This is a genomic window from Providencia sp. 6390, from assembly GCF_058148425.1.
The window spans coordinates 207902-224531 of record NZ_JBYVYL010000005.1 but is presented as its reverse complement, the minus strand read 5'-3'; the positions used below and the strand labels follow the sequence as shown (position 1 = coordinate 224531).

Here is a 16630-nt window from a genome sequence, read left to right as displayed (position 1 = left end):
GCATTAACCTAGTTGACCATTTCCTAAATGTTTAATACGTCTTTTTACTTCTTCTTGTTTGCCTGCGTTAAATGGCCGAGCATCTGGGCTGCCTAGATAACCACACACTCTGCGGATCACTGAGACGCGGTTGGTGTCATGGTTACCACAACGTGGGCACGCAAAACCTTTACTGGTACAGTTAAATTCACCTGTAAATCCACATTCATAGCATTCATCAATAGGTGTGTTAGTTCCATAGTAAGGAACGTGTTCGTAGCTGTAGTCCCAAACATCTTCAAGCGCTTTTAAGTTGTGCTGTAAGTTTGGATATTCGCCGTAGCAAATAAAACCACCATTCGCGAGAGCAGGGTAGGGTTGCTCAAAATCGATTTTATCGTATGGATTAACGCGCTTTTCAACATCAAGGTGAAAACTGTTGGTGTAGTAACCTTTTTCTGTGACGCCTTCGATAACACCAAACTCTGCGGTATCAAGGCGGCAGAAGCGATCACAGAGGTTTTCACTTGGGGTGCTATAAAGGCTAAAGCCGTAGCCTGTTTCTGCTTTCCACTCATCAGTCGCTTGGCGTAAACGGTTAACAATCGCGACTGCTTTTTCTCTTAATAATGCATTGTCATACACATGTTGTTGTGTACCAAACAGTGCGTTGATTGTTTCATGGAGCCCAATATAGCCTAATGAAATGGATGCGCGACCGTTTTTAAAGATCTCAGCAACGCTATCATCTGCTTTTAAACGCACGCCACAGGCACCTTCCATATATAGGATAGGTGCAACGCGTGCTTTGACATTTTCTAGGCGAGCAATGCGTGTCATCAAGGCTTTTTTGGCGATAGTGAGTCGTTCTTCGAGTAGTTGCCAAAACGCGTCTTCACTGCCTTGTGCTTCAATGGCAATACGTGGTAGGTTCAGGCTGATCACTCCTAAATTGTTGCGACCATCATGAATTTGTTGACCATTTTCTTCGTAAACACCCAAGAAACTACGGCAGCCCATTGGTGTTTTAAAGGAGCCTGTTACATCGACCACTTTGTCATAGTTTAGGATATCGGGATACATGCGTTTGCTTGCACACTCTAATGCTAGCTGCTTGATATCATAGTTAGGATCACCATATTGGTGATTAAGCCCTTTTTTGATGGCAAAAACCAGTTTAGGAAAAACCGCTGTTTTGCGATTTTTACCTAATCCTGCGATACGATTTTTTAGAATCGATTGTTGAATTAGGCGTGCTTCTTTAGAGGTGCCTAAACCAAAGCCGAAAGTGACGAAGGGCGTTTGACCATTAGCGGTATGCAGTGTATTGACTTCGTATTCAAGGGATTGGAAGGCATCGTAACACTCTTTTTCGGTTTGGTTGTCTGCATAGCCTTTAGCGTCTTCAATGCCCCAAGTCATTGCTGTTTTTAGATGTTTTTCATAGCTGATACGAACATAAGGGGCAAGGATCTCATCAATACGATTAATGGTGGTGCCACCATAAATATGGCTTGCTACTTGTGCGATAATTTGAGCCGTGACGGCTGTTGCTGTCGAAATTGATTTAGGTGGTTCAATTTCTGCATTACCCATTTTAAAACCATTGGTTAACATGTCTTCAAGGTCAATCAGCATACAATTAAACATGGGGAAAAATGGCGCATAATCGAGATCATGATAATGAATTTCACCACGCTCATGTGCAATGACGACATCACGGGGCAAAATATGTTGTTTAGCATAATGCTTCGCGACAATACCCGCTAATAAGTCACGTTGGGTGGGGATCACTTTGCTATCTTTATTCGCGTTTTCATTCAGCAGTGAAACATTACTTTGTTCAATAAGGCCACGGATATCGTGAGTCAGCTGACTGCGTTTTTCTCGTTCGCTGTCTCTATCATGGCGGTATTCTATATAAGCACGTGCCAGATCTTTATGTGGACCTGACATAAGTTGGTTTTCCACTGCGTCTTGGATCACAGCGATATCCACTTTTTCACGGTTGCCAAGTAGCTCTGTGACAGTTGTTGCAACTTGAAGACAGTAGTCATCATCCCGAATATTCACCGCCGCCGCCGCGCGTTTTATGGCTTCCTGAATCCTCTGGAGGTCAAAACTCACCTGACAACCGTCACGTTTAATTACAACCGTTTTCACTGTAATGCTCCTTATTGAGTTATCCACAAGCTGAAACTGCACGAGAGGGGGGTCACGGCATGATTCAGGGCATTGTGGATAAAACTGTGAATAAATACTATATGTAGTGTCTGGTTGTAATTAAAGCACAATATATAGGTCATTGCTTTTTTTTAGCTACTCTTATTTTGATCCACAACAAGGAAAAAAATAAATTGCATGAATATCAAAAGCGGAGCTAGAAAAATAAAAATTTGCTATCAGCTTTTTCTGGTTGCGTTTAAGTAACAGTATTGTTTAATCATTGAATCGAGTAATGATTGCCGAAAAGGATATGACAACATGAATGTCACTAAAAAGCAGGAGCGAGTTATTCATGAGGCTTTAAATGGATGGGAACAGTGTGGCGATATTAGCGCAGAGGAACATATTCGTTTAAAAAATACGCTAGTTCGTGTTCCTTTTGATTGGAAGCGTTTGGGTCGTTATGCATTTTGGACGGCGATTGTTTGTTTGGTGATCGCAATTGGTAACTTCTTGAGCGACACCTTCTTAGTAGAATATATCATTCAGCTGTTTAACTTATCTGGATTAGGCCGTATCGGTTTGCCTTTGATTGCGGCGGCAATTTTTTATTATTGGGGTTTTAGACGGCAATCGCTGCAGCAGCAATGGCATTACAGTACAGAGTTTATTCTTTTCTTGGGTGTGTTACTGACCGCGGTGGCGATTTGGCAACTAGGTGTGCTGCTCGATAATGGCAGCGGTCATGTTGCACCGCTATTTTTAATTGGCTGTATTATTTACTGTATTGTTGGTTTCTTTTCTCGCTCATCACTAGTGTGGTTATTTGCTTTACTCGCATTAGGTAATTGGTTTGGTGCAGAAACGGGGTATATGTCAGGCTGGGGAGCTTATTGGCTTGGTATGAATTATCCAATCCGCTTTGTATTATTTGGCTCCGTTTTGCTATTGCTGTGTTATTTCCTCCAAGGTTTTCTGCTGCGTAGACGGCTTTTCACCATGACTAAGATCATGGGGCTGTTGTACTTATTTATTGCGCTGTGGATCATGTCGATTTTTGGTAATTACGATGAGGACAGCTGGTACAGTACCAGTCGTTTGCAAATCTTACCGTGGGCAATTTTATTTGCAGTCGCAGCCATTGTTTGTATCTATATTAGCTTGAAAACAGATGATGGCATGTTACGTGGCTTTGGCTTAACGTTTCTTGGGATCAATTTATATACACGGTTTTTTGAGTACTTTTGGGATAGTTTACACGCGGGATTATTCTTCTTGGTCTTAGCCATTTCACTGGTAATTATTGGCCTAAAGGCGGAGAAAATTTGGCACAGTATTGAATTTAATGATTTGCAGAAGAAAGATAATAATCATTAATTCAAGAAAGTCGATGGCCTGCCAGAACGCGCTGGCAGGCTATTCAATCGAAGGGCAATTATTTACGCACTGCGATTGCTTCGATTTCGATTTTCACATCTTTTGGTAAGCGAGCCACTTCAACACAAGAACGCGCAGGGAATGGCGCATTGTGTTGCTTGAAGAACTCTTCATAAGTCGCATTGACTGTCGCGAAGTCATTTAAGTCTTTTACAAATACGGTGGTTTTCACGATATTCGCTGCAGTTAGACCTGCTTTTTCTAAGATTGCTGCCACATTTGCCAGTGATTGGCGAGTTTGTGCAGCGATATCTTCAGGGACTTCGCCTGTTTTTGGGTTTACAGGGATTTGGCCAGAAGTGATCACCATGCTACCTAAATCAACACCTTGAACATAAGGGCCGATAGCCGCTGGGGCGTTTTCTGTATTGATTTCGAATGACATAACTACTCCGTTTAATCAGGTAAAATTAGCGTTAAGGTACAGTATAAAGCTTTGCCGCTTACATACAAAGCGGCAGTCTACGCTGATATTCTTTATTGATTATTGATCACGGCGTCTCTATCAAACTCTTTTTCGCAGAATTTACAGGTCAGTGCGACTTCTTTGCCAACTTTTTTAACTTTAAAGCTACTTGAAACGGGTTCATTGTGGCTAATACAGTTACTGTTCGGGCACACCAGTACATTATCGATATGCTCTGGCAATCTTAATTCAAGCTTCTCAACTACTTGGTAATCTTCTATACGATTCACTGTGGCTTCTGGTGCATACATCGCCAGCTGGTTTGCTTGTTCAGGGGTTAAAAATGTGTTTTCGATTTTGATTAAATCTTTTTTACCCAAGTTATTTGACGGCAAATTCAAACCAATGGTGATGCGCTCATCGGTGAGTGTTAACTTGAATAGGCTCAGTAATTTGAAACCAATTTGAGCAGGAATGTGGTCGATGACAGTACCGCAGCTGATGGCTTCTACTTGTAATTTATGATCGTGTGTCATGATTGATTTCTCCTCAGATTGCCAATTCTTTATTTAACACCAGTGATAGCAAGGCTTGTCGTGCATAAATACCGTTACCTGCTTGTTGAAAATAGTAGGCGTAAGGTGTGCTATCAACATCAACTGTGATTTCATCAATTCGTGGCAGTGGGTGTAGTACCTTCAAATTTGGTTTTGCTACTTGTAAGTCAGCTGCACGTAACACAAATTGCGCCTTCACATTGGCATATTCAGAAGGATCTAAACGCTCTTTTTGTACACGGGTCATATAGAGAATATCGAGCTCAGGCATCACTTCATCAATATTATTATGTAGGCTGTAAGTGGAGCCTTTCTCTTCGAGCAGATGCAGAATATGCGCAGGCATGGAAAGTGCTTCAGGCGCGATAAAGTAAAAATGATTTCCTTCAAACTTAGACAGCGCTTGGGTTAATGAGTGGACGGTTCTGCCATATTTCAGGTCACCCACCATCGCCACTTGCAGATTTTCTAAACGGCCTTGCGTTTCTTGAATGGTAAACAGATCAAGCAGAGTTTGTGTTGGGTGCTGATTGGAGCCGTCACCTGCGTTGATGACTGGAATATGGCCCGCAAATTGGCTAGCAAGGCGTGCTGCACCTTCTTGCGGATGGCGCATCACAATCGCATCAACATATTGGCTGATGACCGAAATGGTATCTGCAAGGGTTTCCCCTTTTTTACCTAATGATGTGTTAGTACTGTCAGAGAAACCAACTACCGATGCTCCTAAGCGATGAATTGCGGTCTCAAAAGAGAGGCGGGTACGGGTTGATGCTTCAAAGAAACAACTTGCGATAACTTTATGTTTCAGAAATTCAGGCTGTGGTTGCTGTTTGAGAGAGGCAGCCACGTTGAGCACTAGCTCAAGGTCGGTGCGATCTAAATCATTAATTGAAATTATGTCGCGGTGATATAAAGGGTTCGGCATTGTTGTTCTCCTGTGTCAGCAAGATGTTTTAGGTAAAAGGCCAAAAAAAAGCCCCTCAATGAGGGGCTTTCTATAAAATACGGAGGGAAAAAACAGGTTCTCCAGACCGCCAGATGGCAGCGCAGTGGAGGTATTCTCTGTAACAAATAAAGCGACAGCGTTCATGTTTTCTCCTGACAAATTGTGGCGCATTATACGCGTGTCTTTTCACGACGCAAGCGTTTGCATGCAGAAAAAATAAAATTTTTTTGTGATTTCGGCATGTGGGCATTGATATGGTTTTGCGTAAAAAGAGCGAAATCAGTGAGATATTTATCGGCTGCTCAGTCGTTTCGCGATGCGTTCTAATTTCATCATCAGCAGTAATGTCATTCCCACTAAAACAATCGTCAGTGCTGAGCCATCAGCGATATTGCCTCGGTCGGTTAAACTAAAAATAGATACTGGCAGCGTAGCCCAGCCGGGAGGGTAGAGCATCATGGTTGCCCCAAGTTCGCCTAATGACAATGACAGGCTCAATGCTAATGCGGATATCATCCATGGCATTAATAGTGGCAATGTCACATGGCATAAACGATACCAAGGAGAAGCTCCTAAGCTAAACGCCACATTTTCAATATCAGAGGAAATGCGTGCCAAACCCGTTGAGACATTACTAAAGGTAAATGCGCTGATCAGAACGAAATGTGCAGAAAAAACAATCCAAAATGTGCCATTCATCTGCAAATAGCCTTGGCTGAAAGCCACTAAGATGCCTAGTCCGATAGAAACAGAAGGGATCGCACTAGGCAAATAGAAGGCAATCCCAAGGTATTTTTGTATTTTCGGCGTATGACGACGTAATGCTAAAGCCGCCCATAGCCCACACACTAAGGCAAACAAACTGGCACTAAAGCCAATCATAAGACTCGATAAAATCGCATCCCATGCGGGGCCTCGAAATGCATTGACGAAGTGAATAAAAGTGAACCCTGAAGGCAGTATACCATTCCATTGCTGACTAAAACTGGACATTAATATGATCACCAGTGGTAGCAAGAAAATCATGGTAAATAAGGTAATTGCGATAGCCGCTGCCGCCACTCGGCCTTTTGATGACCATATTAGCATGATGATTTCCTCGTATTGATGCGACCCGCAGCCATTCGATATAAAGAAAATAAACCGAGTGACAGTAAGATATTAATTAACGCGATCATGCAGGCAACAGCGTAATTTGATTCCAAAATGGCTTTGCTATAGACCATCATCGGCAATGTATTGACGCCTTTAGCACCAATAAATAACACAATGCCAAATTCATTGGTGGTAAGCAGCAAACATAGACTCCCCCCAGCAAGCAAAGCGGGTAATGCTGCGGGGAAAATGACTTGGCGGATCACACGAGCAGGGTGAGCACCAAGTACACTCGCGGCTTCGAGTTGGCTTTTATCGATTTGACGCAGTGCTGCCATCAGAGGTCGCATTATTAACGGGGTAAAAACGGTAATTTCAGCCAAAATGACGCCATTAACCGAGTAAAGAAAATCAACGGGTGGTAGTTCGAAATCAAATAGCGCCATGAGCGTGCCATTGAGCAACCCAGCAGAGCCATAAATAAAGGTAAAGGCAAGTGTGATCAAAAAGGTTGGCAATGCGATAAAAGTATCAATTACCTGTGTGATGAAGTGGCTGCCTGTAAAAGGGATAAAAACCAATATCACAGAGAGAATACTGCCAATAATCAAACAACCCAGCGTTGCAAAAACGGCAATGTACAGTGTATTGATTAAGCCATTGATAAAGCGACGAGACTCAGTCACTTCCCAAAATGTGGCTAAGCTCCACTGCCCTGATTCATTTTGCAAAGCCTGCTCAGCAATCAACAACAATGGATAAAAAAACAAAGTAGCGAGCACCAGTAGTGGCAATAGTACCCATAAATACAGTTGTATTTTAATGGGAGGACGATGGATTTCGATGGTTTGTGACATGTCACGCCTCAATTAAAATCGTATTTGTGGGGGAAAACCACAGTGTTAGCGGATCGCCAATACGTGGGCTTGGATGCAAATGAGTGACTGCAACACTGATGGTTTCATTGGCGATATCGCAGATCAAATGAGTTAGGTCACCTTTCCAATTGATAGAGCGCAGTGTGGCGTTTAGGTGATTTGAGGTGTCTGAGCGTGGAGACAAACTAATATGCTGTGGGCGAACGCAAACAAGTTTATGACCGCTAGAGCGTACACCCGAAGTCTGTGCTTCAATCAGCGATCCTAAACAACTGACGCTGACTTGCCCTGAATGATTGATATCACCTAGGGTGGTTGCAGGTAAAATATTGGCTCGACCTAAAAACTCTGCCGCAAAGCGGTTCGGTGGGCGGTGATAAAGCGCATTTTTCTCACCATGTGCCACCATATAGCCATCTTTCATAATGCCAATTTTATCACCTAGTGCGAGGGCTTCGGTTTGATCGTGGGTGACATAAAGGATCGTTAACTCAGGCAATTCGCGATGCAAACGGGCAATCTCTTCAACCATATTGTGGCGGATCTGTGCATCGAGAGCAGATAAAGGCTCATCAAGTAACAAGACACGCGGACGCACTGCAATAGCTCGAGCGATAGCCACACGCTGTTGCTGCCCTCCCGAAAGCTGATGTGGGTAGCGCGTTGCATAGTCAGTCATACCCACAATTTTCAAGGCTTCAACAACACGTTCATTGATTAAAGATTTCGGTTGCTTTTGTGCTCGTAAGCCAAAAGCCACATTGTCTTCAACCTTCATATGAGGAAATAGTGCATAGTTTTGTACCACCATACCAAGCCCTCTTTGATAAGGAGGAAGGTGGGTGATATCCGTATCACCCAGTAAAATACGTCCGCTGTCTGGTTGTGCAAAACCGGCAATCGCCCGCAAAACGGTAGTTTTTCCTGAGCCTGAAGGGCCGATGAGTACTAAGATCTCACCGGGCTCGATAGTCAGTGATAACGGTTTAAGTACCACGTTGTCATGATAGGAAACCCGCAATGATTCGAGGGTGATCCCTGAGTGCTCCGTCGCTTTTACCGTTGGATTCATCGTTCTTTTCATCAACATGCCAACATTACTCACTTTCGGTTGCTTTATGCCAACGTGAAATATCATCTGAAAGTGAAACTGCAACCTCATCCCAATTAGGTTGCCAGCTGTTCACGCCTTCCATCATTTTGATTGCCGTACGATACTTTTCATCGGTAGGGGTGATATCGGTGCGTACTGGGATCCCCCAAGAAAGCTCACTAACACGGCTTTGGGATTGCTTATCTAATAGGAAATTAATCAGTTTTTTGCCATTTTCCGTTTCTGGACCCCCTTCAACCAACCCAACTACATAAGGCAGTATTAGGGTACTGCGTTGACCTTGTTGGTCTTCAGGCCAAAAGATTTTGACGTTAGGGTTACGTTCCATCTGTGATAGGTTCATCTGTAAATCACCGTTAGCAACATACAGTTCACCCTTGTTAACCAGCGCGGTTAGTTTGCCTGTCGACGCAGAAGGACCGACGTTGTTAGCTTGCAACTTACCTAGATAATCAAGCCCTGCTTGTTTGCTACCAAAGCTATGGAACACCTGTAGCATAACGGCAGTACCATCACCTGCTTGACCGGGGGTTGAGTACTGAAGTTTATTTTTAAAGCGGTTATCGAGTAATGAATCCCAATTTTTCGGCGCGGTTTTTAGTAATTTGTCGTTATAGATAAATGTCAGATAATTATTAACGATAGGTGTGTAATAAGTGGTTGAGTTGGGAATATTTGCGGCGGCATCAGGGGTAAATTCAGCGAGTAGTTTGCTGGTGGCGGCACGTTGAATAAAAGGCGGTAAGGTAACCAGCACATCGGCTTGTGGGTTAGTGCGTTCTTTAGCAAGACGCTCAACAATTGCACCAGATCCACCTTCGACATATTGTACTTTGATGCCAGTTTGCTGGGTGAACTCATTAAATTGGTTCTGATACCAACTATTATTGCCATCATGCAGGCCGTCGGCTGAATATACGGTCACCACGGGGGCGGCTAAAACGGGGGTTGAACATAGTGTTGCCATTAACAAGCAAGAAAGGCGAGAAAGCTTCATGGTGATCTCCTGTTAGCGAAATAATTTTCTGGTATATACCAGTTGGTTTTACGCTAACGAGAGATTGTGACAGAAAGATGAAAATCTATTTTTTTTTCAAAAAATGTATTTTTGGTGCATTAATTTATAGCGTATCAACCTCAATACGCAAGCTATCATGACGCCAATATTCCACATCATAATCTAGTATGCGGCCGTATTGATCATAGTTTAAGCGTTGCAGCAGTAGCGCGGGGCGACCGACGGTAACTCCGAGTGCATTGGCAGCTTGCTCAGGCATGGCGGTAGGATAAAACGATAGGTGCATACTAGTATAAATCAGATTGTAGTGAGCTTCATAAACTTCAGTGAGGCTACCATTCAGATCATGGCTAAGTAGTTCAGGAACACGAGCAGGTAAGCAATAGTTCTCACAATAACAAATAGCACGATCATCAGCGAAACGTAGCCGAGTGAGTAAATATATTTTTTCAAAAGGCTCTAATGATAACGGTTTGCTGACTTGATTTGGGACAGTGACAACACGGCCTTCCAGTAATTGGGTTTTGGGCTGACGACCTTGCTCAAGGCACAGCTTATGAAAGTTGGTATTCTGTGTTGGATCAAGCGATAAGCGCTCAGGCGTGACAAACCAGCCGCGTCGCTCAGATCGGTAAATCACCCCACTAGACTCTAATTGCATCAAACTTTCACGAATAGTGATACGAGTCGTGTTGTATATTGAGCACAGCTCACGTTCTGAGGGCAGCTTATCGCCACTTTTCAAGCTGCCACTTTCAATTTTTGTTTGCAATTGAGCGGTGATCAGCCGGTATTGCGGAAGCTCTTCTGAAGTTGATTTCATAGATGTTCACCACGTTAGTTATCATTCATATTATACAGAGTTATATGAATTTTTTGTTGCAGAGTGACTTTTCCTTTGACCTTTTAAGCTAATTATACGCATTATAATATAATCTGGTATAGACCAATAGGTGAGTGAAATGTCTGCACACGATTATTTGTTATTAACCCCCGGTCCTTTGACGACATCACAAACGGTCAAACAAGCGATGCTGTTTGATAGCTGTACATGGGATGATGATTATAACCTTGGCGTGGTACAACAGATCCGCCAACAGCTAGTCTCTTTGGCGACACAAGCGGCTGGATACACGTCAGTTTTACTTCAAGGCAGTGGCAGTTTTGCCGTTGAGGCTGTATTAGGTAGTGTAATTGCTCCTCAACACAAGTTACTGATCATCAGTAATGGAGCGTATGGTGCACGTATGGCTGAAATGGCGCAGCGTATGGGGCTTGCCCATGACTTGTATGATTGCGGGGAAGTTTCATTGCCTGACATTGATCATATCGAGCAGTTACTACAGCAAGACCACACTATTACCCATATTGCGATGGTGCATTGTGAAACCACTACAGGGATCTTAAACCCTATTGCACAGGTGGGGGAATTAGCTAAACGCTACAACAAACGTTACCTGCTTGATGCAATGAGCAGCTTTGGGGGGATCCCTATGGATATTGCTGAGTTGAATATTGATTTTATGATTAGTTCAGCCAACAAATGTATTCAAGGTGTGCCAGGTTTTGCTTTTGTGATCGCTCGAGCAGATGAGCTGAGTCAATGTGAACATCGTTCGCGCTCAGTGTCTTTAGATCTTTATGCACAGTGGCAATGCATGGAGCAACATCAAGGCAAGTGGCGTTTTACTTCACCCACTCATACCGTATTAGCGTTTGCACAAGCGCTCAAAGAGCTGGAACAGGAAGGTGGAGTGATTGCTCGTCACCATCGCTATTCGCAAAATCAAATCCAATTGGTTGCTGGTATGCGTAAGCTAGGTTTTGAAACCTTGCTTGATGATGCGGTGCATTCGCCCATTATCAGTGCATTTTATTCACCAAAAAAGCCACGCTACAGTTTTAAGCAATTCTATGAGCGGTTGAAAGTTCAGGGGTTTGTTATCTATCCGGGGAAAGTCTCGAAAAGTGATTGCTTCCGTATCGGTAATATTGGTGAAGTTTATCAACAAGATATTGCCGCTTTATTATTGGCGATCGAAAAAGCCATGTATTGGGAAAATAAGGAGTCATGATGGAACGTATTAATGCAGTGATCCTTGATTGGGCGGGTACAACGGTCGATTTTGGTTCTTTCGCGCCAACACAAATTTTTATCGAAGCATTTCAGAGTGCTTTTGGTATTGATATCACCCTTGCAGAAGCACGAATTCCAATGGGATTGGGTAAATGGCAACATATTGAAGCACTCGGTAAACTTGCAACAATAGATGCGCGCTGGCAGCAAAAATTCGGCCGCTCAATGAGTCATGATGATATAGATGCGATTTACAATGCCTTTATGCCATTGCAAATCGCCAAGGTGGTTGATTTTGCGGCTCCTATTGCAGGTGTTGTCGACACAATTAAATTATTGCGCTCATCAGGGATCAAAATTGGCTCATGCTCCGGCTACCCACGGGCAGTAATGGAAAAACTAGTGCCTGCGGCAGAGTTGTTAGGCTATAAACCTGATTATTGGATTGCGAGTGATGAACTCGCTGCTGGTGGACGCCCTGGACCTTGGATGGCCTTAAAAAATGTTATTGAGTTAGGCATTGATGCCGTTGCCCATTGTGTGAAAGTTGACGATGCTGTACCGGGTATTGAGGAAGGACGTAACGCAGGTATGTGGAGCGTTGGGTTGGCCTTATCAGGTAATGAGTTTGGCAAAACATGGGATGAATATCAAAACATGTCAGCCGAAGAAGTCAATCAGCTACGTCAACAAGCGGCGGATAAATTATTTGCCGCGGGTGCCCATTATGTTGTTGATACATTGGCCGATTTACCCTCTGTTATTGAGAAAATCAATAAACGGCTAGTAAATGGTGAAAAACCTTAGTCTTGTATTGATCATTTTTTGACAAATTGGCTTACTTTTATTTGGTATTCACATTAAATAAAGTAGGCCAAACAGGTAGTTATTAATGTTTACTCTCATCAATATTTTATATATGGAAGAAAGCTACTTCAGCTTTGATTTTACTTTCAGGCAAGCTAGGTGAATGCGATGTGTGCATGCTTTTTGATACCACGAATGGGCTTGTATTGCATTTTGTTCCACACCAAACCCACTATCATAGAATTGAGCGAGTAAATATTGTGCTTGGCCATCATTTTGTTGAGCGGCGAGTTGAACCCAATAAAATGCTTGATTTGGATCCTTTTCAAGCCCCTTGCCGTGTGCATACATCCAACCTAAATAATACTGCGCATCAACCTGACCTTGCTCCGCAGATAGTTTCAGCCAAACAAATGCTTGTTGGTAGTTCCGTGGAAGACCAATACCATTGAAGTAGCGTTTAGCGAGCTCTAGCTGTGCATTGGCATCTCCTTGCTCTGCTTGTTGTGTCAGTGTATTCAAAGGCAGTGCTTGGCTATTTAGGCTAAACAAAAACAGTGCAAGGCCAAGTCCCCACCAGCGAAAAGCTGAGTGCCACTGTGACAACATATAGCTTGTGATTGCCATCAATAAGCCATCCCTGCACGGTTAAAGAAATCAAGAAGATATTGTTCAAGCACATTTTTTTGAAAGAAGCGTCTATAAAAAAAACTACTGAAGCGAAAAACACAGCGCTTTAGTTTGGTGATCCGCCATTGTTGCTGCTTGGCTTGCCATACTAATTGAAGTTGAGTGCGAGATTTTGGGGTAGCGATATTAAAAATGGACAAGGCAATTTTAATTTTCTCTGATTTCTTATCCCATAAAGGTGAAAAACGCAGAACTAGCGTATGTTCATTAGGATAATGAAGATGAAGAAGGTAATCAGGGCCACTGGCATGGGTGGTGAGTGTTTCTACTGTTTTAGACGTCGTTAACCATTGCGAAACCTCTTGGCAAAGCTGTGCTAAGTGGTCTTGTTGCTGTTGGCGATAGTATTCTTGTTGGGACTGTCGTTGTTGTTGAGATTGCAAAGCTTGTTTTATTTTATCCATATCGTTAGGGCTCATTCTTGCAATATAATTGACATTTTTTTATATAAATAAATGATGAAATGTATGGAACATCGACTTATATATTCATATAGGGCGTATTTTTTTTGTAAATAAAAATTCAAAAAAAGAGTATTTAATCAATGGTAATGGTAGTATTAATTCTAACTTTATTTATATGAAGCCTCAATAGGGATTTTATTATTTGACCAGCTATCTGCAAGTTAATCATTTGATTGATATGAAGGTCGGCATAAGAATTAAAATGGTATTAATCATAAATGAGTATTGATGTAATATTAGTTAACTCTTTATACGAGTTATTGTTATTTGTTGATGGCGAATGTCCAATGTTGGGTATTTAAGCTCATTCTCTATAATGTTTTAATGCTATGTTTTATATTGATTTTCTTATTTTAATGACTATTGAGATTTAATAGTTGTTGGCTGAGTGATTTAATTAACCTGATGTTTAAATTAAAGTATTGACAAGGTGGTTAGACTGAAGGGGTAAGGCTAGTAATGTGCTGGGTCGCATATTAAAAATATATTTTTATTGATTTCACTATTTTTTCAACAAATGGTTTTACTTGGATTTAGACTATTCTTGTGTTTTTAACTCCTTTAATGCGTTTTCCTTAATTTGTATATTTAGTTATTAATTATTATTTCTTATATTAATTAACACTAGCTTACATTTTAAAATGTTCATTTATTTTATAGAAAGAATGTTATCTATAAATTTAACGATGGATCCTTTATCAATTAATGATAACTTCAATTTTTCAGAGTTTATTTTATGGTATACCCTAAAAATTTTGTTACCAAACACCACCACTTTCAGTGGTGTTTGTAACCATGGCATTATCAAATCGCGTCTTTTGGTAATTCAGATACTAACGTTGCTACCATCACGGCTTTGATAGTGTGTAAACGGTTTTCTGCTTCATCAAATACAATACTGTATGGGGACTCAAAAACCTCTTCAGTGACTTCCAATCCACCCCACATATCAAACTCTTCGGCAAGTTGTGCGCCTAGGGTCGTGTCTTCATTATGGAATGCAGGCAAACAATGTAGGAATTTTACATCGGGGTTACCTGTCAGCTTAATCACATTCATATTGACCTGATAGGGTTTGAGTAAATTGATCCGCTCAGCCCAAACGGCTTTTGGTTCACCCATAGAAACCCACACATCGGTATAAAGGAAATCAGCATCTTTCACTCCTTCTGCAACATCTTCTGTTAGCGTGATTTTACCGCCTGTTTTGAGGGCAGCTTGCTGGCACTCTTCTATCAATTCTTGTTCTGGCCAGCAACTTTTTGGGGCAACTAAACGAATATCCATACCGGTTAATGCAGCCGCTTCTAGCATTGAGTTACCCATGTTATTACGTGCATCCCCCAGATAGGCGAATTTAATTTCAGACAGTGGTTTGTTTGGTTGATGCTCTTGAATTGTTAGCAGGTCGGCCAATAACTGTGTGGGATGGAATTCATTTGTTAATCCATTCCATACAGGCACTCCCGAATGAGCCGCGAGGGTTTCAACATTGGATTGGCTGAACCCCCGATACTGAATACCATCATACATACGACCAAGAACACGAGCAGTATCTTTCATGGTTTCTTTATGACCAATTTGGCTACCTGAGGGGCCAAGATAGGTGACGCGAGCACCTTGATCAAATGCACCCACCTCAAATGCACAACGAGTACGCGTGGAGTCTTTTTCAAAAATTAAGGCGATATTTTTGCTTGCGAGAAGTGGTTGCTCAAGACCCGCTTTTTTCTGTGCTTTCAGCCATGCAGAGAGTTTTAGTAATGAATGAATTTCATTGGGCGTAAAATCAAGTAACCTTAGAAAGTGCTTTTTATAGAAGGGGTTCATACAATATAGCCTTTTGTAATTGAATTAATATTCAATTTATATTCATAAAAATTCAAAATCAACCCCCTGTAGAAAAGAAATTATTCACATAAGTATGGTTTCAGTAGCAACCCTATGGGAGAATGGGTTTGAGACTAGCGATAATGATAAAAAGGGGTGTGGACATGGTGGATAAAGCTGAACAAGAAGCTCAATACGAAGAAACTCGTTTAATTATTGAAGAGTTACTGGAAGATGGCAGTGATCCAGATGCATTATATGCAATTGAACACCATTTCTCTGCTGATAATTTTGAACTACTCGAAAAAGCCGCAGTAGAAGCCTTTAAATTAGGCTATGAAGTCACTGATGCTGAAGAGCTAGAAGTTGAAAATGGCGTGACACTGATGTGTTGCGATGTGATCAGCGAAAGTGCGCTAAATGCAGAATTGATTGATGCTCAAGTTGATCAGTTAATGAAACTGGCAGAAAAAATCGGTGTTAACTACGATGGTTGGGGAACCTATTTTGAGGATCCAGACGCTGAGTATGATGACGAAGACGGTGACGATGAAGAAGAAGGCGAACGCATTCACTAATCGTAACTGATAATCAGAGGGTAGCTGCGTGGCTATCCTCTGATTGTTGATAAGCTATAATGCTTTTAACATTCGAATTTCACAGTCACTGTGACCGGTATTACCCAATGGTTCATCAATAAACTCAAAGCCTAGCTTCTCATACAATTTGATAGCAGCTTGTAATTCCGCGGTTGTTTCTAGATAGCAACGGCTATAACCTTGTGATTTGGCAAATTCTAATGACATCAATACTATTTGTTTAGCGAGTCCTTTGCCTCTGAGCACAGAGGATAAGTACATTTTTTGTAGTTCTGCGGTTTCATGATCACCACCAGCTACTTGTGAGACTCCGCCTCCACCAACAATTTTCCCCTCCATTTCAACCACCCAATAAGCACTACGCGGCTTGCTGTAGACTTCATAGAGGGTATCTAAAATAGGATCAGCGACGGCAAAGCCTTTATCTGCCGTTAATCCATGCTCAGCGGAAACTTCACGGATCACCGCAGCAATACCTGCATTATCTTTTTGTTCGATTAAACGAATGGTGTGGTTTGTGTTTGTTGTCATAACAGACTCTCATTGTTTTTATTTTTTACAACT

At 42.0% G+C, this 16630-nt stretch carries 17 protein-coding genes; 4 read left to right on the top strand and 13 right to left on the bottom strand.

Annotated elements, in window-relative coordinates:
- Window positions 1–3: 3 nt before the first annotated feature.
- Window positions 4–2142, bottom strand: a complete 2139-nt coding sequence (gene nrdD / locus AC3Z9T_RS12605) for an anaerobic ribonucleoside-triphosphate reductase (protein WP_490126471.1) — start codon at window positions 2140–2142, stop codon at window positions 4–6.
- Between the two features lie 321 nt (window positions 2143–2463).
- On the opposite strand from nrdD, the gene AC3Z9T_RS12600 reads away from it, so the two are divergent.
- A complete protein-coding gene (locus tag AC3Z9T_RS12600) occupies window positions 2464–3522 on the top strand; it encodes a DUF2157 domain-containing protein (protein WP_490126470.1) in 1059 nt (352 codons plus the stop codon).
- A gap of 58 nt (window positions 3523–3580) precedes the next feature.
- Here the strand turns inward: AC3Z9T_RS12600 and ridA are convergent, their stop codons facing one another.
- The 8 genes from ridA to phnR all read right to left on the bottom strand — a co-directional run bounded on the left by ridA (window position 3581) and on the right by phnR (window position 10422).
- Window positions 3581–3967: a 2-iminobutanoate/2-iminopropanoate deaminase gene (ridA, locus tag AC3Z9T_RS12595; protein ID WP_490126469.1), complete on the bottom strand. Its 387-nt coding sequence runs from the start codon at window positions 3965–3967 to the stop codon at window positions 3581–3583.
- Between the two features lie 92 nt (window positions 3968–4059).
- Complete coding sequence (gene pyrI, locus AC3Z9T_RS12590; RefSeq protein WP_490126468.1) at window positions 4060–4524, bottom strand: aspartate carbamoyltransferase regulatory subunit; 465 nt, start codon at window positions 4522–4524, stop codon at window positions 4060–4062.
- A gap of 13 nt (window positions 4525–4537) precedes the next feature.
- Complete coding sequence (gene pyrB, locus AC3Z9T_RS12585) at window positions 4538–5473, bottom strand: aspartate carbamoyltransferase (protein ID WP_490126467.1); 936 nt, start codon at window positions 5471–5473, stop codon at window positions 4538–4540.
- Window positions 5474–5785: 312 nt separating this feature from the next.
- The gene (gene phnV / locus AC3Z9T_RS12580; RefSeq protein WP_490126466.1) at window positions 5786–6583 is read right to left on the bottom strand and encodes a 2-aminoethylphosphonate ABC transport system, membrane component PhnV; all 798 of its coding nucleotides are present in this window, start codon (window positions 6581–6583) and stop codon (window positions 5786–5788) included.
- Window positions 6577–7446 (bottom strand): 2-aminoethylphosphonate ABC transporter permease subunit, encoded by an 870-nt coding sequence (gene phnU, locus AC3Z9T_RS12575; RefSeq protein ID WP_490126465.1) that lies wholly within the window; start codon window positions 7444–7446, stop codon window positions 6577–6579. The genes phnV and phnU overlap by 7 nt, the downstream gene beginning before the upstream one ends.
- A 1-nt stretch (window position 7447) precedes the next feature.
- Window positions 7448–8557, bottom strand: a complete 1110-nt coding sequence (phnT, locus tag AC3Z9T_RS12570; RefSeq protein WP_490126615.1) for a 2-aminoethylphosphonate ABC transport system ATP-binding subunit PhnT — start codon at window positions 8555–8557, stop codon at window positions 7448–7450.
- Between the two features lie 7 nt (window positions 8558–8564).
- Complete coding sequence (gene phnS, locus AC3Z9T_RS12565; RefSeq protein ID WP_490126464.1) at window positions 8565–9578, bottom strand: 2-aminoethylphosphonate ABC transporter substrate-binding protein; 1014 nt, start codon at window positions 9576–9578, stop codon at window positions 8565–8567.
- Window positions 9579–9702: 124 nt separating this feature from the next.
- Complete coding sequence (gene phnR, locus AC3Z9T_RS12560) at window positions 9703–10422, bottom strand: phosphonate utilization transcriptional regulator PhnR (protein WP_490126463.1); 720 nt, start codon at window positions 10420–10422, stop codon at window positions 9703–9705.
- Between the two features lie 139 nt (window positions 10423–10561).
- Here phnR and phnW point away from each other — a divergent pair, with 139 nt between their 5' ends.
- The gene (phnW, locus tag AC3Z9T_RS12555) at window positions 10562–11674 is read left to right on the top strand and encodes a 2-aminoethylphosphonate--pyruvate transaminase (RefSeq protein WP_490126462.1); all 1113 of its coding nucleotides are present in this window, start codon (window positions 10562–10564) and stop codon (window positions 11672–11674) included.
- Window positions 11674–12483 carry a phosphonoacetaldehyde hydrolase gene (gene phnX, locus AC3Z9T_RS12550; RefSeq protein ID WP_490126614.1) on the top strand — a complete coding sequence of 270 codons (810 nt, stop codon included), beginning with the start codon at window positions 11674–11676 and terminating at the stop codon, window positions 12481–12483. The genes phnW and phnX overlap by 1 nt, the downstream gene beginning before the upstream one ends.
- Window positions 12484–12606: 123 nt before the next feature.
- Here the strand turns inward: phnX and AC3Z9T_RS12545 are convergent, their stop codons facing one another.
- The 3 genes from AC3Z9T_RS12545 to argF form a co-directional block, all read right to left on the bottom strand.
- On the bottom strand, window positions 12607–13110 hold the full coding sequence (locus AC3Z9T_RS12545) for a tetratricopeptide repeat protein (RefSeq protein WP_490126461.1): 504 nt from the start codon (window positions 13108–13110) through the stop codon (window positions 12607–12609).
- Window positions 13110–13577, bottom strand: a complete 468-nt coding sequence (locus AC3Z9T_RS12540) for a hypothetical protein (RefSeq protein WP_490126460.1) — start codon at window positions 13575–13577, stop codon at window positions 13110–13112. Before AC3Z9T_RS12540 ends, AC3Z9T_RS12545 begins: the two co-directional genes overlap by 1 nt.
- An 864-nt stretch (window positions 13578–14441) precedes the next feature.
- Complete coding sequence (argF, locus tag AC3Z9T_RS12535; RefSeq protein ID WP_490126459.1) at window positions 14442–15467, bottom strand: ornithine carbamoyltransferase; 1026 nt, start codon at window positions 15465–15467, stop codon at window positions 14442–14444.
- A gap of 164 nt (window positions 15468–15631) precedes the next feature.
- Here argF and rraB point away from each other — a divergent pair, with 164 nt between their 5' ends.
- On the top strand, window positions 15632–16045 hold the full coding sequence (rraB, locus tag AC3Z9T_RS12530; RefSeq protein ID WP_490126458.1) for a ribonuclease E inhibitor RraB: 414 nt from the start codon (window positions 15632–15634) through the stop codon (window positions 16043–16045).
- 54 nt (window positions 16046–16099) lie between these two features.
- On the opposite strand, the gene AC3Z9T_RS12525 is transcribed toward rraB, so the two are convergent.
- Window positions 16100–16597, bottom strand: a complete 498-nt coding sequence (locus AC3Z9T_RS12525) for a GNAT family N-acetyltransferase (protein WP_490126457.1) — start codon at window positions 16595–16597, stop codon at window positions 16100–16102.
- Window positions 16598–16630: the final 33 nt, after the last annotated feature.